The following is a 25,781-nucleotide window of genomic DNA, read 5'->3' as shown; positions in this document are numbered from 1 at the left end:
ATCATGTGTGGAATAGTAGCGGCGGCGGCGCGGCGTGAAGTGTCGGAGATCTTGCTCGAGGGGCTGCGGCGGCTGGAGTACCGCGGCTACGATTCAGCCGGCATGGCGTTGGTGGACAACGAGCACAATCTGTTGCTGCACAAGCGCCAGGGCAAGGTGGCCGAGCTCGAGCAGGCCCAGGCCATGGACCCGAAGTACGGCTGCGTCGGCATCGCCCACACGCGCTGGGCAACGCACGGGGTTCCCTCGGCGGCCAACGCGCACCCGCATATTTCCGGGGAGCGTGTGGCGGTGGTGCACAACGGCATCATCGAGAACCACGAAGCCCTGCGCAAGGAACTGCAGGCGCAGGGCTACAGTTTCCAGTCGGGTACCGACACCGAAGTGATAGTCCATCTCCTGCACCAGCAGCTCAGCCAGGGCAGCACCTTGCTGGAGGCCTTTCACGCGGTGGTACCGCGGCTGCAGGGTGCCTATGCGCTCGCCGCTGTGGACACGCAACACCCGGATGAAGTGGTGGGTACACGGGAGGGCAGCCCGCTGGTGGTGGGCGTGGGGATCGGTGAGTACTTCCTGGCGTCCGACCAGCTGGCCCTGCGCCAGGTGACCGACCGCTTCGTCTACCTCGAGGAAGGCGACGTGGTGCGCATCACGCCAACCTCGCTACAGATCTTTACTTCAGCGGGGGAACCGGTCGAGCGCCGCATGACGCAGATCTCCGCGCTGGAAGAAAGCACCGGGCTGGGTGACTACGAGCACTACATGCTCAAGGAAATCCATGAGCAACCGCGTGCACTGGCCAACACCATTCCCGTGGCGGGTACCCGCGACATCGACGACAGCGTTTTCGGGGCGGATGCAGCGGCACTGTTCGACCAGGTGCGTGCCGTGCAGATTGTTGCCTGTGGTACCAGCTACCATGCGGGGATGGTTGCCCGCTACTGGCTGGAAGAGCTCGCCGGGCTTCCCTGTACCGTGGAGGTGGCCTCCGAGTTCCGCTACCGCAAGCGGGTTCCCCTGCCGGGCACCCTGCTGGTGACCGTGTCGCAGTCCGGCGAAACGGCGGATACCCTCGCCGCCCTGCGCGACGCCACGGAAGATGCCTATCTCGGGAGCCTGGTCATCGCCAATGTGGACCACAGTTCCTTGGTGCGTGAATCCGACCTGGTGTTTCTCACCCGCGCCGGCGCAGAAATCGGCGTGGCGTCCACCAAGGCCTTCACCACACAGCTGGCGGCCTTCCTGATGTTGACGCTGGTGCTGGGCAAGCGCCATGGCCTGCCCGCGGAAGCGGCCAGCGAGCTGGTGTCCGCGCTGCACAAGCTGCCCGATTATGTGGAGCAAACCCTGCGCCTGGACCCGGTCATCAAGCACATGGCAACGGCCCTGATCATGAAGCACCACGCGCTGTTCCTGGGCCGCGGCATCCAGTACCCGATTGCCCTGGAGGGCGCGCTGAAGCTCAAGGAAATCTCCTACATACACGCGGAAGCCTACCCGGCTGGAGAGCTCAAGCACGGCCCCCTGGCGCTGGTGGACGCCGACATGCCGGTGATTGCCGTGGCGCCGGGCGATGCCCTGATGGAAAAGCTCAAGTCCAACCTGGAAGAAGTGCGCTCTCGGGGCGCAGAGCTGTATGTCTTCGCCGACAATGCAGCACACTTTGCCGAGGAGCCCCGGGTGCATGTGATCGCGCTGCCGAGTTGCCCGGAGGTGCTGAAGCCCATCGTGTACACCGTCGCCCTGCAGCTGCTGGCCTACCATGTGGCCGTGCAGAAGGGCACCGATGTGGACAAACCGCGGAATCTGGCGAAGTCGGTGACGGTGGAGTAGACCGCGCACGCCAGACCGGGCGCGAGCGGCGGCTTGACCTTGTCCCGTGTTTCAGCAACGCTGCAGACACGTTTGCTCCACTGAGAGGCATGCATGGCCGACCGGCTCCTGATTGTCGAAGACAACCGCGACATCCTCGCCAGCGTCGTTGACTACCTGGAAATCAAGGGTTTTGAGGTTGATGCCATTGAAAATGGCCAGGCCGCTCGCGCGCTCATCCAGGCGCACCCGTATGACCTGGTGGTGTTGGATATTGGCCTGCCGGGAATGGACGGTTTTACCTTGTGCAAAGAGCTGCGTGAGCGTGACCGCAACCCGCTGCCTGTGATTATGTTGACCGCGCGCGACGCCGTGGAAGACCGGCTTCTGGGTTTTGAGGCCGGTGCCGATGACTACCTGGTAAAACCCTTTGCCCTCCCCGAGCTGCACCAGCGCATCAAGGCCGTGCTGAAACGTTCCCAGCGCAATTTCGAACGGGTGTTGCGGGTGGGCGAGCTGTCACTGGACACTGCATCGCGGCAGGTTCACCGCAGCGCGCAACCGATCAAGCTGGATCGCAAGGGTTTCGCCTTGCTCGAGCTGCTGATGAAGCAATGGCCCGATGTCGTGTCACACGAAGACCTGAATCATGCCTTGTGGGGCGATGAGCCACCGGACAGTGCCGCGTTGAAGTCGCATATCTACCGCCTGCGCCAGGCCGTAGACGGGCCTTTTGACAGCCCCATGATCCGCAATGTGGCGGGCACCGGTTACACACTGGTCACCGATGCCCAGTAGATTTCGCTATTCCATTCGCGCGCGCCTGCAGTGGAGTGTCATGGCGCTCATCGTCTCGCTCACCGCGCTCTGCGGGGTATGCATGGTCCTGCTGGTGTTCTGGTTCGAACGCACGCTGTTCTACAACCATCTGGTGGGTGACCTGAACAGCGATATCGTCCAGCACCAGGCCGTGCAAACCCCGATCAGTGTGCCGCACGGTGACAGCACGTTCTACAAGCTGCCGGGCACTGATCACCCATTATTGCCCGAGGCATTCCACAACTATCCGGAGGGGAATTTCGAGGTGCTCGGTGGCTCGCACGCCTACAGCCTGATAGTGCGTCATGAGGCACCCTGGGTGTATGTGCTGGCGCAGGACCAGAGCGAGTTCGAGCGCTACGAAGTACTGGCCATTGCGGGTATTGTTGTCGGTTTCCTGCTGATATCCGGGCTTGGCTACCTGCTGTCTCGCTATATTGCCACGCAGGTCTTGCTCCCCGTAATGACGCTGGCCGCCGCAGTGAAAGACGACCCCACACCCGAGGGCGGTCTGGCGGCTTTCCGGCCGGAGGCCTATCCGAACGACGAAGTAGGCGCCCTGGCCCGCGCTGTGCAGGGCTATGCCGACCGTGTGGCGGATCTGCTGGAGCGGGAGCGGCAGTTTACGGGGGACGTCAGCCATGAGCTGCGCACGCCGATGATGTCGATTCAAGCCGCCAGCGACCTGCTGCAGGAGATCACCGGGAAAGACCCCGCACAGCAGAAAGTGGCGGCGCGTATCCAGCGGGCGATCAATGATATGCAGCAGCAGATTGCGCTGTATCTGCAGCTTGCGCGCGATCCAGAGGAATGCCTGCGTGAGGCGAGTTGCACGCTGGCCGAAGCTGCCCAGGAGGCACTGGTGCTCTGGCGTGGGCGCGCGGAGGAAAAAGGTATTGCGCTAGTCTGTGATCAGCAATGTGAGCGGGCAACCGTCCGCGTGCCGCAGTTTCTTATCGGCGCCGTGCTCAATAACCTGCTGCATAACGCCCTCAATCACACCGCGCAGGGCGCCATCACCCTCGAAGTGGGCGGGCACTCGGTTGCCGTGCGCGACACCGGCAGCGGTATCGACCCCGCCGTTGCGGCGCACATTTTTGAACGCGGTGTACGCTCTCCGCAGGGTCCGGGGTCACGCTATGGCCTGGGGCTGTCCATTTCCAAACGCATCTGCGACCACCAGGGCTGGCAGATCAGTGTGCAACCCAACCAGCCACGGGGCACTACGTTCACCGTGACGGTGTCTTAACGTTTACCCGCAGCGCAGTTTTGCTGCTGTGACTTTTTTGTCACCTCCCACCCCCTAGTCTCCTGCCATTACCGTGATGCTCGCTGCGTCTGTCCAGCAGCAGATCGCAGGTCAAGGAGCCTACGCATGACATTGAAACCTCTGGGAATGAGCCGGTTTACGCTGCTGCTTGCCACCTACTTCGTGCTGGTTATCAACATCCCGCTGACGGCGCGTCTGGCCACGATTCTGCAGCATACGGAGGGTTTGAGCCTGGGTATGGTGCTCTCGCTGCCGCTGTTCTTCGGTTCGGTGTTCTACCTGCTGTTCAGCGTGTGGACCTTTCGCTATCTCGCAAAGCCGTTTGCCGTCTTCATCTTGCTCGCGTCCTCGCTGGTCAGCTACGCGATGTACTACTACGGCACCGTGTTCGATATGGACATGATCCGCAATCTGGTGGAAACCAATCCGGGTGAAGTACACGCCTATCTCAATCGCAACCTTGCCCTGTGGTGGCTGCTCACCGGAGTAGTGCCCGCGGGCTTGCTCATCGCCATGCCGCTGCGCAGCCGCAGCCCGGTGCGCGAGGTGGTGCAAAAGCTGGTGACCATGTCGATGGCGCTATTGGTGATCGTCGGTATTGCTGCGCTGTACTACAAGGATTACGCCTCGCTGGGACGCAACAACCACGAACTGAACAAGCTGATCATCCCCACACACTACCTGTACAGTGCTGGCAAGTTTGTCAGTCGCACTTACCTCGCTCCACCCCGACCACATCAGGCGATGGGTGAGGATGCCACCATCGAAGACGCGCACCCGGCGCGAGAAAAACGCCTGTTGGTGCTCGTGCTGGGAGAAACGGCGCGCGCACGCAACTTTGAGCTGAATGGTTATCCGCGGCCCACCAATCAGTTCACCCGTGATCTGGGCCTGGTCTCCTTCAGGCACGTGTCGTCCTGTGGTACGGCCACCGCGGTGTCCGTGCCCTGCCTGTTTTCACGACTCGACCGCACGGATTACGACCCCGGAGTGGCGAAGACCCAGGACAATCTGCTCGACGTGATTCAGCACGCCGGGGTCGCCGTACGCTGGCTGGAAAACGACGGTGGTTGCAAGGGCGTCTGTGCCCGGGTGCCAACCCGGGCCTTTGAGCCCAGCCCCGGCGTGCCGTTCTGTGAGGGGGAATACTGCCGCGACGAAGTATTGCTCGACGGCCTCAAGGCGCAACTGGCGGCACTGGGCGACGAGGATGCACTGGTGGTGCTGCACCTGGCTGGCAGCCATGGGCCAACCTACAACCAGCGTTACCCGGACGCGTTCCGGCGCTTCACGCCCGACTGTCCGCGCAGTGACATACAGAACTGTTCAGACCTGCAGATCGTCAACAGCTACGACAACACCCTGTACTACGACGACTATGTCATGAGCCGTGTCATTGCATTGCTGGGCGAGCAGACCCAGTGGCAGACAGGCTTGCTGTACGTGTCGGATCACGGTGAATCCCTGGGCGAAAACGGCCTCTACCTGCACGGCATGCCCTATGCCCTGGCACCGCAGGAACAGACCCATATTCCCATGCTGCTGTGGATGTCGCCCGAATTTGCGGCATCGCCGGGCTACGACGCGCGCTGCGTGGCGCGCAGCGCTGAGCAGGACACGCTATCCCATGACAACGTGTTTGATGCCGTCCTTGGCCTCATGCAGGTAGAAACCAGCCTCTACCGCCCACAGCAGGACATGCTTCGTCCCTGTCGGGTGCCAGGGCTGCTGGCGCATGACTCTCTCGACGTGGCGCCCCACGAAGGCGCTGCAGCCCACAAGGGCTGAGCGTCCACGTCGTCGCGTTCAACACCCGAGTATTGTTGCCATGTCCATTGCCCTTCCCACACTGGTTGAGCGCCTGTTACGGCCTTTGTGGCTGTTTCTTTTCGCTGGCCTGCTGCTCACCACCATCAGTCGCGCAGGCCTTGTGCTGTGGCAGATCGACCGTTTCGACGGCACTGCCGGTGTACTGAAGGTCTTCGGGTTCGGCCTGCGTATAGATCTCGTGATGCTCTGCTACTGGATGATACCCGCGCTGCTGATGCTGCTGATCCTGCCCCTGCGCGTTCGGGCGATGTGCGCTGCTGTCTGGCTCGCCCTCGGTTTTACGCTGCTGGCCTTCATGGAAGCGGTCACGCCCGGGTTCATAGCCCAGTACGATCTGCGCCCGAACCGGTTGTTTGTTGAGTACCTCCAGTACCCGCAGGAGGTGTTCGGGATGTTGCTCGGTGGGTTCTTGCTGGAAACGCTCTGTGGACTGGCCGTGCTGGTGCTGGCACCGTGGCTGTCCCTGCGCGCACTAACCCGCGCTGCGCCGGCCTCCGCCGTGGCTTCGACCTGGTGGCTCAGGGTGCTGGTGTTGGTACTGTTGTTGCCGCTGCTGGTACTCGGTGCGCGTGGCACGCTGCGGCACCGGCCGATCAATCCCGGATTCACCGCGTTCAGCAGTGATGCTCTGCTGAACGACCTCACCCTGAATTCGCTGTATTCCGTGGCCTATGCCGTACGCGCCATGCGCAATGAGGTGGATGCGTCCAGGCTGTACCCGCCGCTGCCGGATGCGGTGGTGTTTGCCGAGGTGCGCCGGGCCATGGGCCTGCCTGATGCGCAATTTCTCTCTTCCGAATACCCCACCTGGCATCTGCAAACACCGTCGGCGACCGCACCGCGCCTGCACAATCTGGTCATTGTGCTGGAGGAGAGTCTGGGTGCGCAGTACGTCGGCACCCTGGGCGGCGACAACCTGACGCCGGCGTTCGACGCGCTGGCAGCGCAGGGCTGGTTGCTGGAGGAATTGTACGCCACGGGTACACGCTCCGTCCGTGGCATTGAGGCTGTGGTGACCGGGTTTGTGCCAACCCCGGCGCGCAGCGTGGTGAAATTGCCACGGTCACAGCAGGGTTTCCTCACGCTGGCGTCGCTGTTGCGCGAGCGCGGTTACGACACCTCATTCATCTACGGTGGTGAGGGCCATTTCGATAATATGGCGAGTTTCTTTCTCGGCAACGGCTTTGAGCGCGTGGTGGACCGGCGGCACTACGCTAACCCGGAATTCATGGGTTCCTGGGGAGTGTCTGATGGCGACCTGCTGCGCAAGGCGCACGAGGAATTCAGCCGTCTGCACGCAACCGGTGAGCCCTTTTTCAGCCTGGTGTTCAGCTCGTCCAATCACACGCCCTATGATTATCCGCTGAACGCCATAACTCCTGTGGAGCAACCGCCAAACACCAAGCGCAATGCGATCCGCTATGCCGATCACGCCCTCGGCGAATTCTTTGCCCTCGCACGTGCGAGCGACTACTGGGATGACACCCTGTTCCTGGTGGTGGCTGACCACGACGACCGGGTTTTCGGCAGACAGCTGGTGCCGGTGGAGCACTTCAGAATTCCCGGTTTGCTGATTGGGAAGGACATTCCAGTGCAGCGTGATGCAAGAGTGCTGAGCCAGCTTGACCTGCCGCCCACGCTGCTCTCCCTGCTGGGCATTGCGGCGGAGCACCCGATGGTGGGCCGGGATATCACACAGTTGCCGCCCGCTTATGAAGGACGCGCAATCATGCAGTACGGTGACAACCAGGCTTATTGGCGCGGCGATCAGGTGGTGGTCCTGCAACCCGATAAGGCACCGCAAACCTTTCGCTTCCAGCGAGAGGGGTTCACCTTTGGGCAGCCAATTGCCAACACCGCACTGGAGCGTGAAGCCCTGGCGCACGCCCTCTGGGGCAGCCTCGCGTACCGACGCGGACTCTACCCACCCACCGTCGAGCGGTCGCGCTAGCGCCCTGGCTGCCGGAGTTGCGAAATGTCGGACTATAATCCCGAAACGCTACCGCGAACGGGCATCGCAAGAGTGCTGAAGGCATTTGAGCATTCCTTTCGAGGGCTGCGCCATGCCTTTCGGCATGAGGTTGCGATACGTCAGGAGTGTGTGGTGCTCTGTGTAGGTGCGGTCATTGTTTTTTTGTCGCAGGTCTCCGTGCTGGAGGCCGGTCTGTTGCTTGCCAGCCTGTTGTTGTGGATCGTTGTGGAGCTTCTGAATTCCGCGATCGAAGCGGTAGTTGATCGCATTGGTCTGGAGTATCACCCCTTGAGTGGGGCAGCGAAGGATATGGGATCCGCGGCTGTGTTGATCTGCGGTATCGCGGTGGGCCTGCTGTGGAGTGTGATCCTGCTTTTCTAACACATGCAATCGCCCGGGGAACACGCGGTTCCCGCAGCCCGGGTTGTACTCCTGCGCCCGCGGCGGGCTACACTGCGCCCTCTGCAGGAGGGCTTGGCATGTTTCACTACGACTTTTATCAGAAGAATATTCGCATACTCGGCGTTATCGCCATTCTCGTCAGCCTGGGTGCCTGGGCCATGGACTGGCTGGATGTGGTTTACGCCTGCCCGTTCTGCCAGGTGCAGCGTACCGTGATTGGCCTGCTCGGCGTTCTTATGCTGTTGGCTTCCAGCCATTTCATCGTCAAGTATGTTGCCTCGGTCATCGGGTTTTTTGGTGCCGGTGTGGCAATGATGCAGCATTTCCGTGGCTGGGTGAGAATCCACAAGGGCGAGTTCAGCTGGTACGAGCCGTTCTATCTGGATGCGTTTCTGCTGTCGGCGGCGGCGATGTTCATCCTCATTGCGCAGCTGTGGATCATTTGCCTGAGAGACCGTCACATCCCGTAGCGGGGAACGTTCCGGCGCCATTCCAGAGCCGGCAAGGCTGGTCTTCCGGGCGTCTCGCAGGTAATGTATCGGGCCAACTAACAACTGTTAATTAGCCTGAACGGGAGCTGCGTAATGAAGACCCTGGAAACCCTGCTGACCGAGACCTCGGACAAGATATTCACGATCACGCTGAACCGGGAAAAGAACCTGAACGCCCTGTCCTCACAGGTGCTGGAGGAACTGGAGTACGCGCTCAATTCCGTGCGCTCCGACCCGGCCGTCTCGGTGATTGTGATCCGCTCAAAGGGCCGGGCCTTTTCCTCGGGTTACGAGCTAGGCAGTGAACACTGGGTCACATCCCAGTACCCGGGGCACACCGAGAACATCGATATCCAGGCCGATCGCCGCGATATTCACGATCTGGTGGATTACTGGATGCGGATCTGGCGCTACCCGAAGCCCATTGTGGCGCAGGTGCAGGGCGACTGCCTGTCGGGGGCCGGCGAACTGCTCGCGGTCTGTGACCTTGCCATCGTCAGCGAACGGGCGCGGTTTGGTCACCCGGCCGCCTGTGACCTGGGCATTCCGCCTTCGATCATGTTCTGGCCCATCCTCATTGGCCTGCGCAAGACCAAGGAGCTGCTGCTGACCTCCAAGCTGATCGACGCGCAGGAAGCGCTGAGCATCGGGCTGGTCAATGAAGTGGTGCCCCACGACGAGCTGGAAGCGCGTGTGCAGGCGGTTGCCGCGAAGATTGCCAAGGCACCCTCGGACAATTCGATTCTCCTGAAGAGCATCTCCAACACCTGGTTCGAAAATATGGGTATGCAGCAATCCATACGCACCGGTGCCGACATCGACGCCATTTATCACCAGAACCGCAGCTACACCGACTTCTTCAAAACCCTGGAAGAAGAGGGTGTGCGGGAAGCGTTTGCCAAACGCGCGCGCCTGTACAGCTGAGGGGGTATTATGAGCCACGCAAAGAACGGCAGTCTGCCGGTATGCAGCACCTACGACGAGCTCTGCGAACAGTTCTCCTGGTCGATACCGGACATGTTCAATATCGCGGATGCGATCTGCGACCGCTGGGCCGCGGACGAGCAGCGCGTCGCCATCACATTCGAGGATGCCGACCGGCAGGTGCGACAGGTGACCTACCGCAGCCTGCAACAGCACGCCAACCGATTGGCGAACCTGTTTGCGTCCCTGGGGATCGTGCGCGGGGACCGGATCACGGTCTGTCTGCCGCAGCGCCCTGAATGCGCGATATCGCACATCGCCTGCTTCAAGTCGGGTATTGTGTCCTGCCTGGCGTCGGTGCTGTTTGGTGAGGAGGCCCTGAAACACCGTATCAATGGCAGTCGCTCGCGCTTGTGCATTGTGGATGCGGAAAACTACGCCAAAATCGAGGGTATTTTTGACGACTGCCCGACCCTGGAACACATTCTGGTGGTGGGTGAGGTGGAGGCCGCCGCGCCGCTGGAATTCTACGCTGCCACACGCGAGCTGTCGGACCAGTGGGTGAATGTGGCTACGCGCGCGGAGGAGCCGGCCTGGATCAACTACACCTCGGGCACCACAGGCCTGCCCAAAGGGGTGGTGATGCCACACCGCGCGGTGCTCGGCAACGTGTCCATATTCGAGTACCTGTTCGACTATTACCCCCAGCCCGGGGATGTGTTGTGGTCCCAGGCAGACTGGGCCTGGGTCGCCGGCTTCGCCGATATCTTCCTGGTGGGCACCTTCCACGGCTGCAGGATCGTATCCACCAGCATGAAGGGGTTCGATCCGGTGGAGGCCTTCCGCATTCTCTCGGAACACAAGGTCACCGTGTCGCTGCTCACGCCCACCATGCTCAAGCTGATGCGTGAAGCCAGTGCCCGTGTCGAAACCGACCAGGTGCAGTTGCGCGTTGTGCTGTCCGGAGGTGAAGCGGTTGGCGCCGAGCTTGCGCACTGGGCTGATGAACACTTCAACCTGACGATCAATGAGGGCTTCGGGCAGTCCGAGTGCAACGGCATGATAGGCAGCAATCCGAAACTGATGCCGGTGCGCCACGGCTCTCTCGGCAAGCCGACACCCGGAGCGGTGTGCGCCATTGTGGATGAACAGGGCAACGAAGTGCCCGACGGGGAGCGCGGTGAGATTGCGATTCAGCGGCCTCACCCGGCCATGTTCCTGCACTATCTCGATGACCCGGCTGCAACCGCGAACAAGTTTCGCGGAGACTGGATGGTCACCGGCGATATCGGCAGCCGCGATGCGGACGGCTATTTCTGGTTCCACGGCCGTTCCGACGATGTCATCACCAGCTCGGGTTACCGCATCGGCCCCACTGAAATCGAGGATGTACTGCTGTCCTCGCCGGCGGTAAAGATTGTGGCGGTGGTCGGTGTGCCGGATGAGCGCCGCACCGAACTCATCAAGGCGGTGGTGGTGCTCGCCGAAGGCGTGCAGCCCTCGGAGGAACTCACCGCCTCACTGCAGGACCTGGTGAGAAAGAAACTGGCGAAGCACGAGGTGCCCCACATTATCGAGTATGCCGACAGCCTGCCGATGACGCCCACGGGCAAGATTCTGCGGCGGGAGCTGCGCGGCACGTAACAGCAGTCTGTAGCTTCAATTCAAGGATGTACTATGCAAGTCCCTCTACTGAATGAGCGCGACATCGAGTTCCTGTTATTCCAGGTATTCGATACCGCAGAGGTCCTGACGCGTGAGCGCTATCGCGAGCACACGCGGGAAACCATCAACATGACCCTGCAAACCGCGAGGAATGTAGCGGAGAAATATTTTTTCAACCACTACGCCAAGGGCGACGCGCAGGAACCGGTGTTCGATGGCAAGACGGTAACCACGGTGGCGGAAACCCGGCAGGCATGGTCTGCTTTCGCCGACGCGGGGTTCTTTGCCGCCACCTGTGACTTTGAGGAGGGCGGCATGCAGCTGCCCTATATCGTGATGCGCGCGGCCAATGCCTATTTCTACGCCGCCAATCCGGGCACCGCCGGCTACTGCCTGCTGTGTATCGCGGCCGCCGATCTGCTGGAAACCTTCGGCAGTGATGCCCAGAAAGCGGCTTATCTCGCGCATATGCGCTGCGGACGGTTCACGGGCACCATGGCCCTCACCGAACCGGCGCAGGGGTCCTCACTGCAGGATATTACCACGCGGGCGAAACCGGCGGGGGATGGCAGCTATCGCCTGTTCGGGCAGAAGATGTATATCTCCGGCGGTGACCACGACCTGACGGAAAATATTATCCACATGGTGTTGGCGAAGACCGTGTGCCCGGAAACAGGCAGGGAAGGTATCTCCCTGTTTATCTGCCCCAAAGTGCTGGTGAATGCCGATGGCTCGCTGGGCGAGCGCAACGACGTGGCGCTGGCCGGCCTGCTGCACAAGATGGGCTTCCGCAACGCGACCTCAACGGTGCTGAATTTCGGTGAAAAGGACGGCGCAGTCGCCTACTTGCTGGGTGACCTGAACCGTGGCCTGGCACACATGTTCCAGATGATGAACGATGCGCGGATCGCGGTGGGCCTGTTTGCCACGGCGCTGGGCTACCAGGGCTACAACTACTCGCTACTCTACGCGAAACAGCGCAAACAGGGTCGGACGGCGCGGCCCGCGAAGGCGCAGCCGCGCGGCGCCCAGGTCGAGATTATCGAGCACGCGGATGTGCGTCGCATGCTGCTGGCCCAGAAGGCCTATGCGGAGGCTTCTCTGGCGATGACGTTCTACGCCAGCGTGCTGTTTGAAGACAGTCGCTCCGCACGCACTGCCGCTGACCGCGAGGCCGCTGAGTCGCTACTGGACCTGGTCACGCCGGTGATCAAGTCCTGGCCCTCGAAATATTGCCTGGCCGCCAACGACCTCGCCATACAGGTGCTCGGCGGGGCGGGTTATACCCGGGACCATCTGGTCGAGCAGTACTACAGGGATAACCGGCTGAACCCGATACATGAAGGCACGGAGGGCATACAGGCCATTGACCTGCTGGGACGCAAGGTTGGCGCTGAGGGTGGCGCCGTGTTCAATCGCCTGATGGTGGCGATCAGGGCCGACCTGGAGGTTGGTGCGCAGGACGCGGATCCGGTGGTTGGCGAAGTCACGGCGACGCTGCAGGATGCGGTGGCCGCATTGACCCGTGTCACCGAGGCGCTGCTGCCCGAGATTGCCCGGGATCGGACCGCCGCATTGGCTAACGCCGCTGTGTACCTTGATTTCTTCGGGCGGGTATTCGCTGCCTGGATGTGGCTGAAGCAGGCACTGGCGGCCGCCGACAGCTTGCGCTCAGGCGCCCTGGCAACAGAAGAGGAGCACTTTTACCGCGGCAAGCTGCAGGCCGCGCGATTCTTTGCGCGCTGGGAACTGCCAAAGTATCAGCATGAGACACAGATCCTGTTGCAGCAGTATGATGAAGCGCTGAGTATGCCGGCCGAGTGGTTCTAGTCGCGAGGAACATGCAGCGCCGATGATTTCCTTCAAGCAGCTTCGCTATGCGCTCGCCGTTGCCCGCACGCTGCATTTCAAAAAGGCGGCGGAGCAGTGCGCCATCTCGCAGTCCGCCCTGAGCACGGCGATTGCCGAACTGGAATCACAGCTCGGTGTGCAGCTGTTTGAGCGCGATAACAAGAAGGTACTGCTGACCCCGGTGGGTGAACAGATTCTTGCGCGCGCCACCGCGATTTCCCTGGAGATCGACGATATCTACCGGCTGGCCACCGTTGCCAGGGAGCCGCTGAGTTTTCCCATGACCATGGGGGTCATTCCCACCATCGGGCCCTACCTGCTGCCGAAAGTCCTGCCTGCGGTGCGCCGTGAATATCCGGACTTTCGTCTGACCATTGCGGAGGAGCAGTCCCATGTGCTGGTCGACAAGGTGCGCAGCGGTGAACTGGATACGGCCGTGCTCGCCCTGCCCTATGCGCACGAAGGCTTGCTGGAGTTTCCATTCTGGGATGAAAATCTGGTGGTCGTCACCCACCGCGACAACCCCCAGCAACTGCCCTCACCGGTGCGCGCCGCGGACCTGCGGGAGGCACGTTTGATGCTGTTGAAAGACGGGCACTGCCTGCGGGATCACGCGCTGGCGGCCTGTCATCTGCAGGCCTCAAGCCTGGACGAAACGCTGGAGGGCGCCAGCCTGTACACGCTGATTCAAATGGTGGCGGGCCACATGGGCTCCACACTGGTGCCGGAAATGGCGCTGGATCAGCTGTTGTCCGACAGCTCGGAACTCACGGCGATTCCGCTGGAGGAGCCCGGTCCTCATCGCAGCATTGCGTTTCTCGCGCGGCCCAATTTCGGTGGCGTGAGTAACATCATGTCGCTGCGGGTTCTGTTCCGGAAGGCACTCATGGCGCATGCAGCGTCAATGCCCGGGTAAGGCTTGCGGGGAAGAGGGCGCTGCCGTGTGACGGCGGGCAGCACCCGGGTGCGGATCAGTCTGGATTGGCGGCGCGGAACTCGCGAATTTCGGTGTTGAACTGCCCCGCCAGGGCTTCTTCGGCGGACACCGCCTCATTGTAGGCTTCCACGTCTTTTTCGTAGGCGGCCTTGAGTGCCTCGGCATCGCTCGCCTTGCCCTCCTCAATGGTTTTCTTGGCTGCAGTGAACTGCGTTTCCAGGCAGCCCATGTACTCGAGGTTGGCGGCCTGGAACGCTTTCACCGCCTGCTGCCCGGCAATCATGTCGTCCATGGTTGCAGAGCTGCCATCGGGCAGTGTGGGGGATTCCGGTTGCACACATTCCGCCATGGCCATGGAACTGCCCAGTGCCAGCAGGGCCAGCAGGGATTTTGCAGTGTTCATGCTTGTACTCCTTATTGGATGGTAGGCAAACCTTAGCAGTCCCGCGTGTGACTGCCAAGATGGCACCCGGTTCATTCCTTGCCGACCCAGAGTTTCGGCAGGTCGTATTCCCGTTCCAGCTGTCGGGCGACCGCCTGGGCGCTGCTGTCGGAAGCCAACCCCACCACCCGCACCCGGTACAGGGTTTCGCCATTGCGTTGCGCGCTACTCACGGTGACTTTCCCCGCGCCCGGCTTGAGACGGGTGGACCAGCGTTCTGCCACACTGCGCTCACTGTAGCTGCCGAAGTTGACGAACCATTCGCCGCTTGCGGCGGGAGCTGCCGGCTTCGCCGGCGCGGGTGCGCTGGCTGGCTTGCTCGCCGCAGGCGGTGTGGCGCGTGCCGTGGCGGCGCGCTGGACGGTTAGCTGCTGCTCCAGGCCCGCCAGGGTGTCACTGAGCTGGCGGTTTTCATCGCGCAGGCTCGCCAGACTCTCGGACAGCTGGCGGTTTTCGCTCTGCAGTGTCTCCAGGCTGGCGCGGGCATCGCTGACGTCATCGGGTTTCGCAGCCACCGCCAACTGTGCCTGCAGTTCGCGAATCTGCTGTTCCATTGCAGCGCGCTGTTTCATCACACCGTAGCCGCCGGCCGCCAGCAACACCAGGGCCAGTGCCGCCACCGCGATAAGGCCAATGGGCCAGGTGTCGGTGAAGCGCGCGGGCTCCGTGGCATAGCGCACGTCTTCCTCAAACTCATCGTCTTCCCAGCCGTCGTCATAATCACCGCTGTCGATGCTGGCGTCGTCCCGCGCCTCGCTGCCGGGGCGCCGGCTGGCCGGGGGTTGCTGAGCTGGGGCCCGCCCGGTGACCGGCAGGACCGGGGGTACCGGCGGCACACCGCGTTCCTCATCGTCGAAGTCGACCCCTGCGTCCAGTGAGTCGTCTCCTGCATCCTCGTCGCGTCCTGCGCGCGGGGCGTCTTCCTCGCTGTCGTGAGAAAAGCTGGGCAGGTCGTCGTCGCTGGCGTCATCATCCATCCAGGGGGTCCAGTCCTGGTCTGCGGAGTCCTCCTGGTTGGGATCATCGCGCCTGTTGTCGTTCATCTGTTCACTCCGGTGTGCCCTGTGGCCTCGGCGAATAGTACCAGAGCGCCGTCCGCATTGCGCTTCGCCGCGCCACTCGCAACGCAATCCGCCCGATCCGATCGTTCGCCCGCGGGCGAATTTGGGTAGAATGGGTCGATGGACGTATCTGACATTCTCTCCCCCCTCAACGCCGCCCAGCGGGAAGCCGTCGCCGATGAAAGCCCCAACCTGCTGGTGCTGGCGGGGGCCGGTAGTGGCAAGACCCGCGTGCTGGTGCACCGCATCGCCTGGTTGATCCGGGCGCAGGACGTGTCACCCTGGTCGATACTCGCGGTGACCTTCACCAACAAGGCCGCGCGCGAGATGCGTTCGCGCATCGAGGAGATTTTCAGGATTCCCGCCCACGGGATGTGGGTGGGCACCTTCCATGGGCTGGCCCACCGATTGCTCAAGGCGCACTGGAAGGAGGCGCGCCTGCCACAGAACTTCCAGATACTCGACAGCGACGACCAGCTGCGACTGGTAAAGCGGGTCTGTCGGGAGCTCAACCTGGACGAGTCTCGCTGGCCACCGCGCCAGGCACAGTGGTACATCAATGCCCAGAAGGACGAGGGGCTGCGCGCCGCGCATGTGGATGTTCCGGCCGGGGATCTGTTCGGGCAGACCATGTTGCAGGTCTATCGCGCCTACGAGACCGCCTGCGAGCGCGCCGGTCTGGTGGACTTTCCCGAGCTGCTGCTGCGGGCGCATGAACTGTGGCTGCACAATCCCGGGGTGCTCAACCATTATCGCGAGCGCTTCCGCCAGATTCTGGTGGATGAGTTCCAGGACACCAATACTATCCAGTACGCCTGGCTGCGGGTGTTGGCAGGCGATCGCATCCCGGTGGTGGCGGTGGGCGACGACGACCAGTCCATCTACGGCTGGCGCGGTGCGAAGATCGAGAACATCCAGCGCTTCGGAGACGATTTCGCCCACACGCATACCGTGCGACTGGAGCAGAATTACCGTTCGACACAGACCATCCTGCGTGCCGCCAATGGCGTCATTGCCCACAACGCGGGCCGGCTGGGAAAGGAGCTGTGGACGGATGGCGAGCCCGGCGACCCCATTTCCCTGTACGCGGGTTTCAATGAGCAGGACGAGGCGCGTTTCATCGTCGAGCAGGCAGAGGCGTGGATCAGCGAAGGCCGTGAGCGGGCCTCGGTAGCGATTCTGTATCGCTCCAATGCGCAGTCCAGGGTGCTGGAAGAAGCCCTGATTCGCAGCGGTATCCCGTACCGTATTTACGGTGGCCAGCGCTTCTATGAGCGCCTGGAAATCCGCAACGCCCTGGCCTATATGCGATTACTTACTAACCGGGGAGACGACGCCGCGCTTGAGCGTGTAATCAATACACCCCCCCGCGGCATCGGCAGTAAAACGCTGGAAACGGTGCGTGAAATCGCCCGTGAACAGGCCATACCGATGTGGCGGGCGATCGATGTGGCGCGTGCGGAGAAGCGTCTGCCGCCGCGCGCCCTCAGCGCCCTGGAGGGCTTCCAGGTGCTGATCAACGAGCTGGACTCCGGCACGGATGAGCTCACCCTGGATGAACTGGCGGAACAGGTGATCGAGGGCTCGGGCCTGGCGGACTTCCACCGCAACGAGAAAGGCGAGAAGGGACAGGCCAGGGTGGAAAACCTGGAAGAGCTGGTGAGCGCGGCGAAGCAGTTTGCCCCCGAGGGCGACGAGCTCTCACCCCTGCAGCAGTTTCTGGACAGTGCTGCACTGGATGCCGGTGATGCCCAGGCGGATGATTTTGAAGACAGCGTGCAGTTGATGACCCTGCACTCCGCCAAGGGCCTCGAGTTCCCGCTGGTGTTCCTGGCCGGTATGGAGGAAAACCTGTTTCCCCACCGCATGTCTCTGGAGGAGCCGGGTCGGCTGGAGGAGGAGCGCCGCCTGGCCTACGTGGGCATCACCCGGGCCATGCAGCGGCTGGTCATTACCTACGCCGAGTCCCGGCGCATCCACGGCAGCGAAAGCTACAACACGCCGTCGCGCTTCATTCGAGAGATTCCGGTTGAGTTGCTGCAGGAAGTTCGCCTGCATACCAGCATCAGTCGGCCGGTGAGCAGCCTCACCCAGGCCAGCGTGCCGGACACCGGTTTGAGCCTGGGTCAGCGTGTCCATCACCCGGTGTTCGGTGAGGGCACGGTACTGAATTTCGAGGGGAGCGGCGGCAATGCGCGGGTACAGGTCAATTTTGATGACGAGGGCAGCAAGTGGCTGGTGGTGCAGTACGCCAAGCTGCAGCCGCTGTGACTGCCGGTTTGTTCGCGCGCCCGGCAGTGCTATGCTCCGGTGCCCTAAGCACCTGATTTTCCAACGATAAGCAGAACACTATGCCACAGCCCAGCCTCGAACGACGCTTTACGCCCGCTATCATACTGTTGCTACTGGCGGCGCTGGTGCTGGTATTGGGGCTGTGGGCGGCGGAGCGCGCCGGTGGTGTCAGCGCACTCGCGGGGCGGGACGGCACCCAGGCCGGCAGCGGCGGCGAGCAGGCGCACTACAGCTGGAAAATCGTCACGACCTGGCCGAAGAATTTTCCCGGCCTGGGCGCCGGCGCCGAGAACTTCGCCCGCATGGTGGGTGAAATGAGTAACGGGCGCCTCACCGCGCGCGTCTACGGCGCCGGCGAAATGGTGCCGGCATTCGAAGTGTTCGATGCCGTCAGCCAGGGCGTGGCCGATGCCGGTCACGGCGCTGCCTATTACTGGAAGGGCAAGATACCGTCTTCGGTGTTCTTCACGGCCATTCCCTTCGGCATGACGGCGCAGGAGATCAATGCCTGGTTGCACTTCGGCGGCGGCCTGGAACTGTGGCGGGAGGCCTACGCCCCTGCCAACATCATTCCCTTCGCCGGCGGCAATTCCGGTGTGCAGATGGCGGGCTGGTTTCGCAAGGAGATCAACTCCCTGGCAGACCTGCAGGGTCTGAAGATGCGCATCCCCGGCCTTGCCGGTGACGTGTTTACCGCGGCCGGTGGAACGTCAGTCCGTATTTCCGGTGGCGAGCTCTACACGTCGTTGCAGACCGGGGTGATTGATGCAGCCGAGTGGGTCGGCCCCTACAACGACCTGGCCCTGGGGCTGCACGAGGTGGCCAAGTACTACTACTATCCGGGTTGGCACGAGCCCGGCGCCATGCTGGAGCTGATTATCAACAAGGACGCCTACGAGGCGCTGCCCCCAGACCTGCAGGCTATCGTGACCGCTGCGGCCCGCGCCGCGAACCAGATGATGCTGGACGAGTTCACGGCGCGCAATAATGCGGCGCTTCGGGAACTGGTGGAGAAACACGGCGTGCAGCTGCGGCAGCTGCCGGACGACGTGATGCAGGCCCTGTATCGGGCCAGTGAGCAGACCATGCAGGAGCTGGTGGCGAGTGACCCCCTGGCCGCGCGGATCCATGCGTCATTCAGGGCGTTCTATGAGGGGGTCAGAGCCTACCACCACATATCGGAGCAGGCCTACATCAATGCGCGGGACGCCGTGCTGGAGGGCGAATAATCAGCGCTTGATGGCGCGTGTGCGGCCCTTCTCGTCAATTGCAACGAACACGAACTCTCCCTCGGTCACCTTGATCGGTTCACCGTCGTGCTTCGAATTGATCCACACTTCGACCACGATGCGCACCGAGCTGCGCCCGACTTCCAGGACGTCGCAATAGCAGCTCACCACCGCCCCCACATGCACCGGGGTGAGGAACGCCATGCCCTCGATGGCAACGGTGGCCACCCGCCCGCCGGCAACATCACCGGCGGTGATGGCACCCGCCATGTCCATCTGCGACAGCAGCCAGCCGCCAAAAATGTCGCCATTGGCGTTGGTGTCCCTGGGCATGGCCACGGTCTGGATGGACAGCTCGCCTTGGGGTACCGGTGTGTCGTCGATGTCGTTCATGTGTCGCCCGAATCCGTTTGCGAAAGAAGGGTATACGCAGCCGATGCTATTTCAGCGCAGCCGGCAACCAGGTTGCCAGCGGTGGCCAGACCCACAGGGCTGCCAGCACCAGCAGCTGGATGAGTATAAAAGGAATGACCCCGCGGTAGATAGCGCTGGTGTGCAGCGCGGCCGGGGCCACGCCGCGCAGGTAGAACAGGGCGAAGCCGAAGGGGGGCGTGAGGAAGGACGTCTGCAGGTTGATGGCTATCATGATACCCAGCCAGATCGGGTCCAGCCCCATCATCAGCAGCACCGGGCCGACTATGGGTACGACGACGAAGGTGATCTCGATAAAGTCGAGGATGAAACCCAGCAGGAAAATCACCAGCATCACGATCATCGTGGCGCCGAAGACGCCCCCGGGCATGCGGTCAAACCAGTGGTGTATGAGATCTTCGCCGCCAAAACCGCGAAACACCAGTGAAAACACCGCGGCGCCGATCAGAATCATGAACACCATGCAGGTCACTTTCATACTGTCGATAACGGCTTCCCGCAGCCGTGGCAGGGGCATCTCGCGCTTGTACCAGGCAAGCAGCAGTGCGCCGGTCGCACCGACGCCGGCGGCCTCTGTGGGGGTGGCGGCGCCAGCCAGGATCGACCCCAGCACCAGGCTGATCAACAGCAGCGGTGGCGCCAGGCTACCCAGTATTTCCGCCGCCGATACCGGCTCGGTCTCGACGTTGGGCGCGCGGCGTGGGTTCAGGTGAGCGACCGCAATGATATAGGCGAGGTACAGCGCCACCAGCAACAGCCCCGGCAGCAATGCGCCGACGAACAGGTCGCCGACCGAAACGGTTTTCGGGTTGAAAATACCCACGTTCAGCTGCGCCTGCTGATAGGCATTGGACAGCACATCGCCGAGCAGTACGAGGGCGATGGAAGGCGGGATGATCTGTCCCAGTGTGCCCGTTGCGCAGATGGTGCCGGCCGCCAGGGCGGGGACATAGCCCCCCTTGAGCATGCTCGGCAACGAGAGCAACCCCATCGTGACCACGGTGGCGCCCACGATGCCGGTGCTGGCGGCGAGGAGCATGCCCACCAGCACCACCGCGATGCCCAGGCCACCGGGAAATGCCCCGAAACTGCGCGACATGGTGCCCAGCAATTGCTCGGCAATGCGTGACTTTTCCAGGATAACGCCCATCAGAATAAACAGCGGCACGGCGATCAGGGTGTCGTTGTTGATGGTGCCGAAGATGCGTGCCGGCAGTGCGGCCAGAAACGCCGGGTCGAAGTGACCGGCAATCACGCCGACCGCGGCGAAAGCCAGCGAAGTGCCGGCCAGGGTGAAAGCCACGGGAAACCCGAGCATGAGCAACAGGCAGATGCAGGCAAACAGGTACAGCGCGATAGTGCCGTCCATTAGCCGGGCTCTCCGATCAGCAGCCGGGCGTTGCGCAGGGTTTCTGCGAGCGCCTGCAGAAACAGGTTGAGCGCGAGCAGCGGCAGCAGGGTTTTCAGCAGGAACACCGCAGGAATACCCCCGGGTTCGGGGGATGTCTCGCGGATTACCCAGGAGGCCACCACGTAGTCCCAGCTGGAGAACAGAATGAACCCGCACAGCGGCATCAGGCAGGTGATGCAGCCAACGCTGTTGATCCACGCTTTGCCGCGGGGGGAAAAACGGCGGTAGAAAATATCCACACGCACGTGGGCATCGTGCTTCAGCGTGTACGCGGCGCCCAGCATGAACAGGCAGCCGTGCAGGTACATGATCGCCTCCTGCGCCATGATCGAGCCGGAATTGAAGCCGTAGCGCAGCACCACCACGGCGGTGGTGACCAGCGCCATGGCCAGCACCAGCCAGGCAAGCAGGCGCCCCGAGGCTTCAGTAAACCGATCGATGAATTGGGCCACAAGGGCGAGCAGACGCATCTGTTATTGGTCTTTTTGAACAAACCGGTGCAGGGTATCATAGGCTGCAGATTCAGGCGAAAGCTGTGTATCCGGCGCACGCCACCTACGGACAGAAATCCATGCTGACACTCATATCCCCGGCGAAAACGCTGGACTTCGAGACGCCCCCAAGCACCCGCAAGAGCACCCAGCCGCAGTTTCTGCAGGAGGCGGAGGCCCTGGTAGAAGATGCGCGCCGGCTGGCGCCGGATGACATCCGCGAGCTGATGGGCGTCAGCAACAATATTGCCCAACTCAACCACGCCCGGTTTCACAACTGGGCGCCGCCCTTCACGCTGGACAACGCCAAGCAGGCGCTGTTGGCGTTTCGCGGTGATGTCTATACCGGCCTTGATGCCGACACCCTGAGCAGTGCGCAACTGGCGTTCGCCCAGAAACACCTGCGCATCCTGTCAGGCTTGTATGGCCTGTTGCGCCCGCTGGACCTGATGCAGCCCTACCGGCTGGAAATGGGCCTGCGCTTCGCCAACCGCCGCGGCGCCAATCTGTACCAGTTCTGGGGTGATGGCCTGACGCGCAGCCTGAACAGTCAGCTGGGCAAGAGCGGCAGCCGCGTGCTGGTCAATCTGGCCTCCAACGAGTACTTCAAGGCAGTGCAGCCCCGGGCCCTGGATGGGGACATTATTACCCCCCAGTTCAAGGACCTCAGAAACGGCAAATACAAGGTCATCAGTTTTTACGCCAAGAAGGCGCGCGGCCAGATGGCGCGCTTCATCATCGAGCACAGCCTGAATGATCCCGAGGCGCTGAAGGCGTTCAGCGTTGACGGCTACCGCTACAACCCTGCCGAGTCGGGGCCGCGGGAGCCGGTATTCACCCGCAAGGCGCCACCGGGCTGACTGCCGTCAGCCGCTGGGAAATAACACTAACAGGAACAGCCTATGAATCACTCCACGACCCACCAGGTCATCATTATCGGCGCCGGCATGTCTGGCCTCTGCATGGGCGTGCGCCTGAAAGCCCTGGGTATCGAGGATTTCCTGATCCTGGAAAAATCGGCGGGCGTGGGCGGCACGTGGCACGACAACACCTACCCCGGTGCCTGCTGCGATGTGCCCTCGGTCCTCTACAGCTACTCGTTCGAGCCCAACCCCAACTGGTCGCGCAAGTATTCACCACAGGCTGAAATCCGCGCCTATTTCGAGCACTGTGCCGACAAGTACGGGTTGCGTGAGCGACTGCGCCTGTCCACCGCGGTCAGCAGCGCCGAGTTTGACGAAGCCAGCGGTGCGTGGTTGGTGACGCTGGAGAACGGTGAACAGCTGCGTGCCAGGGCGGTAGTCAGTGGCCTGGGCCAGCTGAACATTCCCCACACACCCGCCTTTGCCGGGGCAGATACGTTTGCCGGGGAGCAGTTCCACTCCGCCCGCTGGCGGCACGATATCGATCTCAAGGGCAAGCGCGTGGCGGTCATCGGCAACGCGGCCAGTGCGCTGCAGTTTATTCCGCAGATTGCGCGTGAGGCGGCGCAATTGCATGTTTACCAGCGCAGCGCCAACTACGTCGTCAAGCGCAATGACCGCGAGTACACGGCAGGCGAAAAGCGGCGCTTTGCGCGCTGGCCCTGGCTGCAGAAACTGCACCGTGCGGCCGTGTACCTGCGCGGTGAGCTGTTGTTCTACCCGGTGCTGCGCAACAGCAGCCTGCTGCGCCCCCTCTGGGAGAAATGGGCGCGTGAGCACCTTGAAGAACACATTGACGACCCAGTGCTGCGTCGTCAGCTGACACCCGACTATCCGGTCGGCTGCAAACGCATTCTGGTCGCGGACGATTACTACCAGGCCTTCGCGCGCGACAACGTCGAGCTGGTGACTGCGGCCATCACCGGTGTGGATGAAGCCGGGGTGCTGTCGGCGGACGGCGTCGCCAGGCCGGTTGACGTGATTATCTATGGCACCGGCTTCAATACCTCGGCCATGCTCTCCGGCGTTAACTTTGTCGGCAGCGACGGGCGCAGCCTCGCCGAGGCCTGGCAGCAGGGCGCCAAAGCCTATCGCGGTGTCTGTGTGGCGGGCTTCCCGAACCTGTTCATGTTGTACGGCCCCAATACCAACCTCGGCAGCAACTCCATCATCTTCATGGTGGAACGCCAGGTGCACTACGTGGCCGCCTGTATCGAAAAGCTGTTGACCCACGACCTGCGCGCACTCGCTGTCAATCCCGCGGCCATGCGGGCCTACAACGATCACATGCAGGGGGAGCTGGCGGGTACGGTGTGGGTGGCCAACTGCGACAGCTGGTACAAGAACGCAGCGGGCAAGGTCGTGAACAACTGGCCGAACTCAACGCTCTATTACTGGTGGCATATGCGCTCGCCGGACTTCGCCGACTTCGACATGCGCTGAGCGGGGGCTCAGCCTTCGCGGCGGAACGGCAGGAGGCTCGCCGCCTCGTCCCGGTAGGCTTCAATGTGCGGGCGCTCCCTGCGGGTGAAGTCGGCAACGGCTTCGGCCAGTCGCGGGTCCGCAATCCAGTGGTTGGAGTAGGTGAGTATCGGGCGGAAGCCGCGCTGGATCTTGTGTTCGCCCTGCGCACCGGGGTCAAAGCGTTGTAGCCCCTCGGCAATGCAGTACTCAATGCCCTGGTAATAACAGGCTTCAAAGTGCAGGCAGTCGAAATCCGCGCTGCAGCCCCAGTAGCGACCGTACAGCGTGGTCGATGAGCGAAAATAGAGCGCCGCAGCGACCGCCTGGCCACTGTGCCGGGCGACCACCATGATCGTCTGGTCACCCAGTGAGGGCGCGGTCTGCAGGAAGAAGTCCCGCGTCAGGTAGCCACCGTGGCCGCTGCGCCGCGCGTAGGTGGTCTGGTAGAAGCGGTGAAACTGTTGCCAGTCGGCTGCGGTAATCTCCGCGCCGCGCAACAGCTGCAGGCTCAGGCCCTGCTGCGTCACGCGCTCACGCTCGCGACGCAGGTTCTTGCGCTTGCGGCTGGAGAACGCGCCGAGGAAGTCCTCGAAGCTGGTGTAGCCGTCGTTGAACCAGTGGAACTGTGTGGTCATGCGCTGTGGCAGCCCCGCGGCCAGCAGCTGCCCGGATACCGCTTTCTCGGGAAACAGCAGGTGCCAGGAAGACAGCCCGCGCGTATGGGCGAACTGCTCTATCGCGGCCAGCACACAGGGCCACAGGCTGGCGCTGTCCTCCCCCTCCGCCACGCAGAGGCGCGGCCCCGTGGCGGGCGTAAACGGTACAGCGGACACCAGCTTGGGGTAGTAGGCCAGCCCTGACCGCTGCCAGGCGTCTGCCCATGACCAGTCGAAAACGTACTCACCATAGGAGTGTGCTTTCAGGTAGAGCGGCAGCAGCCCGACCAGGAGATTTCCCCGGCGCAGCAGCAGATGGCAGGGCTGCCAGCCGGTGTCAGCGGTTGTGCAGCCGGTGATCTCCAGGCCGTGCAGGAAGCGGTGCTGCAGGAACGGGTAGTCCACGCCCGCCACCGCGTCCCAGTCGGCGGCGCTGACCTGCGCAAGACTGTCGATGAACTCGGCGGTCGGCACGGTGGCCGTCCCGCCCTGTACTGTGCTGTCGCTCACGCGGCGTTGTCGAGCAGATAATGCAGTGCAATGCCCATGAATACTGCCAGTCCCACCCAGTTGTTGTGACGAAAGGCCCTGAAGCAGGCGACCCGATCGCGCTCCCGTATCAGGTACTGGTGATAACCGAATAGCAGTCCTGCAACAAGTAGACCCAGGTAATAGGCGCCGCCGAGCTCGAAGCGCTGCCCAGCCAGCAGCCAGGCCAGCAGGCAGAGGACCTGCAGGGCCCCCACGACCAGGCGGTCGGCATCGCCGAAGAGCACGGCGGTCGATTTGATGCCCACCTTGATATCATCATCGCGATCGACCATGGCGTACTGGGTGTCATAGACCATCGTCCACAACAGATTGGCGATGTACAGCAGCCAGAGCGCTGAGGGCAGCGCGTTCTGCTGCGCGGCAAACGCCATGGGGATGGCCCAGGAGAACGCCGCCCCCAGCACGACCTGCGGCCAATAGGTATAGCGCTTCATGAAGGGATAGGTGGAGGCCAGCAGCAGGCCGACGACCGAGAGCAGCGTGGTCAGCGTGTTGGTCAGCAAGACCAGGCCGAAAGCGGCCAGGCAGAGCAGCAGGAAGAGAACGCGCGCCTGGGTGACCGAGACTTCGCCGGTGACCAGCGGGCGCTCCCGGGTGCGCGCCACGCTGCCGTCCCAGTGCCGGTCCGCCAGGTCGTTGACGATACAGCCCGCGGAGCGCATCAGCAGGGTGCCAAGGCAGAAGATCACCACCAGGCGCGGCTCGGGCTTGCCCTCTGCGGCGATCCAGAGCGCCCCGAGGGTCGGCCAGAGCAGCAGCAGGGTGCCAATGGGCCGGTCGAAACGCACGAGCTTGAGCAGAGCGGACGCGGAAGTCAGTACGGGCATGCTTCGGGGGCTGTGACGAAACCAGCGG

At 62.6% G+C, this 25,781-nt stretch carries 22 protein-coding genes; 15 read left to right on the top strand and 7 right to left on the bottom strand.

Translation table 11 applies throughout. From position 1 onward, the window contains the following. Positions 1-3: 3 nt before the first annotated feature. The 11 genes from glmS to AACZ17_RS05570 all read left to right on the top strand — a co-directional run bounded on the left by glmS (position 4) and on the right by AACZ17_RS05570 (position 13,952). Complete coding sequence (glmS, locus tag AACZ17_RS05620; protein WP_290740817.1) at positions 4-1,833, top strand: glutamine--fructose-6-phosphate transaminase (isomerizing); 1,830 nt, start codon at positions 4-6, stop codon at positions 1,831-1,833. 93 nt (positions 1,834-1,926) lie between these two features. Further along, positions 1,927-2,610, top strand: coding sequence for a response regulator transcription factor (locus AACZ17_RS05615; protein ID WP_290740814.1), 684 nt, complete (start codon positions 1,927-1,929; stop codon positions 2,608-2,610). Further along, positions 2,600-3,880, top strand: a complete 1,281-nt coding sequence (locus AACZ17_RS05610; protein ID WP_290740811.1) for a HAMP domain-containing sensor histidine kinase — start codon at positions 2,600-2,602, stop codon at positions 3,878-3,880. Before AACZ17_RS05615 ends, AACZ17_RS05610 begins: the two co-directional genes overlap by 11 nt. 126 nt (positions 3,881-4,006) lie before the next feature. After that, on the top strand, positions 4,007-5,689 hold the full coding sequence (locus AACZ17_RS05605; protein ID WP_290740808.1) for a phosphoethanolamine--lipid A transferase: 1,683 nt from the start codon (positions 4,007-4,009) through the stop codon (positions 5,687-5,689). Positions 5,690-5,729: 40 nt separating this feature from the next. Continuing rightward, positions 5,730-7,682, top strand: a complete 1,953-nt coding sequence (locus tag AACZ17_RS05600; RefSeq protein WP_290740805.1) for an LTA synthase family protein — start codon at positions 5,730-5,732, stop codon at positions 7,680-7,682. Between the two features lie 24 nt (positions 7,683-7,706). Beyond that, the gene (locus tag AACZ17_RS05595; protein ID WP_290740802.1) at positions 7,707-8,084 is read left to right on the top strand and encodes a diacylglycerol kinase; all 378 of its coding nucleotides are present in this window, start codon (positions 7,707-7,709) and stop codon (positions 8,082-8,084) included. A 98-nt stretch (positions 8,085-8,182) separates the two neighbouring features. After that, positions 8,183-8,575, top strand: a complete 393-nt coding sequence (locus AACZ17_RS05590) for a disulfide bond formation protein B (RefSeq protein WP_290740799.1) — start codon at positions 8,183-8,185, stop codon at positions 8,573-8,575. Between the two features lie 114 nt (positions 8,576-8,689). After that, positions 8,690-9,520 (top strand): enoyl-CoA hydratase/isomerase family protein, encoded by an 831-nt coding sequence (locus tag AACZ17_RS05585; protein ID WP_290740796.1) that lies wholly within the window; start codon positions 8,690-8,692, stop codon positions 9,518-9,520. A 9-nt stretch (positions 9,521-9,529) separates the two neighbouring features. Further along, positions 9,530-11,164, top strand: coding sequence for an AMP-binding protein (locus AACZ17_RS05580; protein ID WP_290740793.1), 1,635 nt, complete (start codon positions 9,530-9,532; stop codon positions 11,162-11,164). A 33-nt stretch (positions 11,165-11,197) separates the two neighbouring features. Then, a complete protein-coding gene (locus AACZ17_RS05575; RefSeq protein ID WP_290740790.1) occupies positions 11,198-13,015 on the top strand; it encodes an acyl-CoA dehydrogenase in 1,818 nt (605 codons plus the stop codon). Between the two features lie 22 nt (positions 13,016-13,037). Continuing rightward, positions 13,038-13,952 (top strand): hydrogen peroxide-inducible genes activator, encoded by a 915-nt coding sequence (locus AACZ17_RS05570; protein WP_290740787.1) that lies wholly within the window; start codon positions 13,038-13,040, stop codon positions 13,950-13,952. Positions 13,953-14,007: 55 nt separating this feature from the next. Here the strand turns inward: AACZ17_RS05570 and AACZ17_RS05565 are convergent, their stop codons facing one another. After that, entirely contained in the window at positions 14,008-14,376 is a 369-nt protein-coding gene (locus AACZ17_RS05565) for a hypothetical protein (protein WP_290740784.1), read from the bottom strand. Positions 14,377-14,447: 71 nt separating this feature from the next. Next, positions 14,448-15,458 (bottom strand): SPOR domain-containing protein, encoded by a 1,011-nt coding sequence (locus AACZ17_RS05560; RefSeq protein ID WP_290740781.1) that lies wholly within the window; start codon positions 15,456-15,458, stop codon positions 14,448-14,450. Positions 15,459-15,596: 138 nt separating this feature from the next. Here AACZ17_RS05560 and uvrD point away from each other — a divergent pair, with 138 nt between their 5' ends. After that, positions 15,597-17,747 (top strand): DNA helicase II, encoded by a 2,151-nt coding sequence (gene uvrD / locus AACZ17_RS05555; RefSeq protein WP_290740778.1) that lies wholly within the window; start codon positions 15,597-15,599, stop codon positions 17,745-17,747. 80 nt (positions 17,748-17,827) lie between these two features. Next, the gene (locus AACZ17_RS05550) at positions 17,828-18,997 is read left to right on the top strand and encodes a TRAP transporter substrate-binding protein (protein WP_290740775.1); all 1,170 of its coding nucleotides are present in this window, start codon (positions 17,828-17,830) and stop codon (positions 18,995-18,997) included. On the opposite strand, the gene AACZ17_RS05545 is transcribed toward AACZ17_RS05550, so the two are convergent. Genes AACZ17_RS05545 through AACZ17_RS05535 form a run of 3 tightly spaced genes read right to left on the bottom strand, consistent with a single transcriptional unit; the run spans position 18,998 to position 21,310 of the window. Beyond that, the gene (locus AACZ17_RS05545) at positions 18,998-19,390 is read right to left on the bottom strand and encodes an acyl-CoA thioesterase (protein WP_290740772.1); all 393 of its coding nucleotides are present in this window, start codon (positions 19,388-19,390) and stop codon (positions 18,998-19,000) included. A 46-nt stretch (positions 19,391-19,436) separates the two neighbouring features. Next, the gene (locus AACZ17_RS05540; protein WP_290740769.1) at positions 19,437-20,798 is read right to left on the bottom strand and encodes a TRAP transporter large permease subunit; all 1,362 of its coding nucleotides are present in this window, start codon (positions 20,796-20,798) and stop codon (positions 19,437-19,439) included. Next, positions 20,798-21,310: a TRAP transporter small permease subunit gene (locus AACZ17_RS05535; protein ID WP_290740766.1), complete on the bottom strand. Its 513-nt coding sequence runs from the start codon at positions 21,308-21,310 to the stop codon at positions 20,798-20,800. Before AACZ17_RS05535 ends, AACZ17_RS05540 begins: the two co-directional genes overlap by 1 nt. A gap of 101 nt (positions 21,311-21,411) precedes the next feature. Here AACZ17_RS05535 and yaaA point away from each other — a divergent pair, with 101 nt between their 5' ends. After that, positions 21,412-22,191, top strand: a complete 780-nt coding sequence (gene yaaA / locus AACZ17_RS05530; protein WP_290740763.1) for a peroxide stress protein YaaA — start codon at positions 21,412-21,414, stop codon at positions 22,189-22,191. A gap of 42 nt (positions 22,192-22,233) precedes the next feature. Beyond that, on the top strand, positions 22,234-23,697 hold the full coding sequence (locus AACZ17_RS05525) for an NAD(P)/FAD-dependent oxidoreductase (RefSeq protein WP_290740760.1): 1,464 nt from the start codon (positions 22,234-22,236) through the stop codon (positions 23,695-23,697). Positions 23,698-23,705: 8 nt separating this feature from the next. On the opposite strand, the gene AACZ17_RS05520 is transcribed toward AACZ17_RS05525, so the two are convergent. Both AACZ17_RS05520 and ubiA read right to left on the bottom strand, forming a co-directional pair. Continuing rightward, positions 23,706-24,884 (bottom strand): GNAT family N-acetyltransferase, encoded by a 1,179-nt coding sequence (locus tag AACZ17_RS05520; RefSeq protein ID WP_290740757.1) that lies wholly within the window; start codon positions 24,882-24,884, stop codon positions 23,706-23,708. Next, complete coding sequence (ubiA, locus tag AACZ17_RS05515) at positions 24,881-25,753, bottom strand: 4-hydroxybenzoate octaprenyltransferase (RefSeq protein WP_290740754.1); 873 nt, start codon at positions 25,751-25,753, stop codon at positions 24,881-24,883. The genes AACZ17_RS05520 and ubiA overlap by 4 nt, the downstream gene beginning before the upstream one ends. Between the last annotated feature and the right edge of the window lie 28 nt (positions 25,754-25,781).

It is taken from the genome of uncultured Haliea sp. (genome assembly GCF_963973825.1).
Lineage (GTDB): Bacteria > Pseudomonadota > Gammaproteobacteria > Pseudomonadales > Halieaceae > Haliea.
The sequence above is the reverse complement of the archived record's forward strand: the minus strand, read 5'-3'. Positions and strand labels throughout refer to the sequence as shown.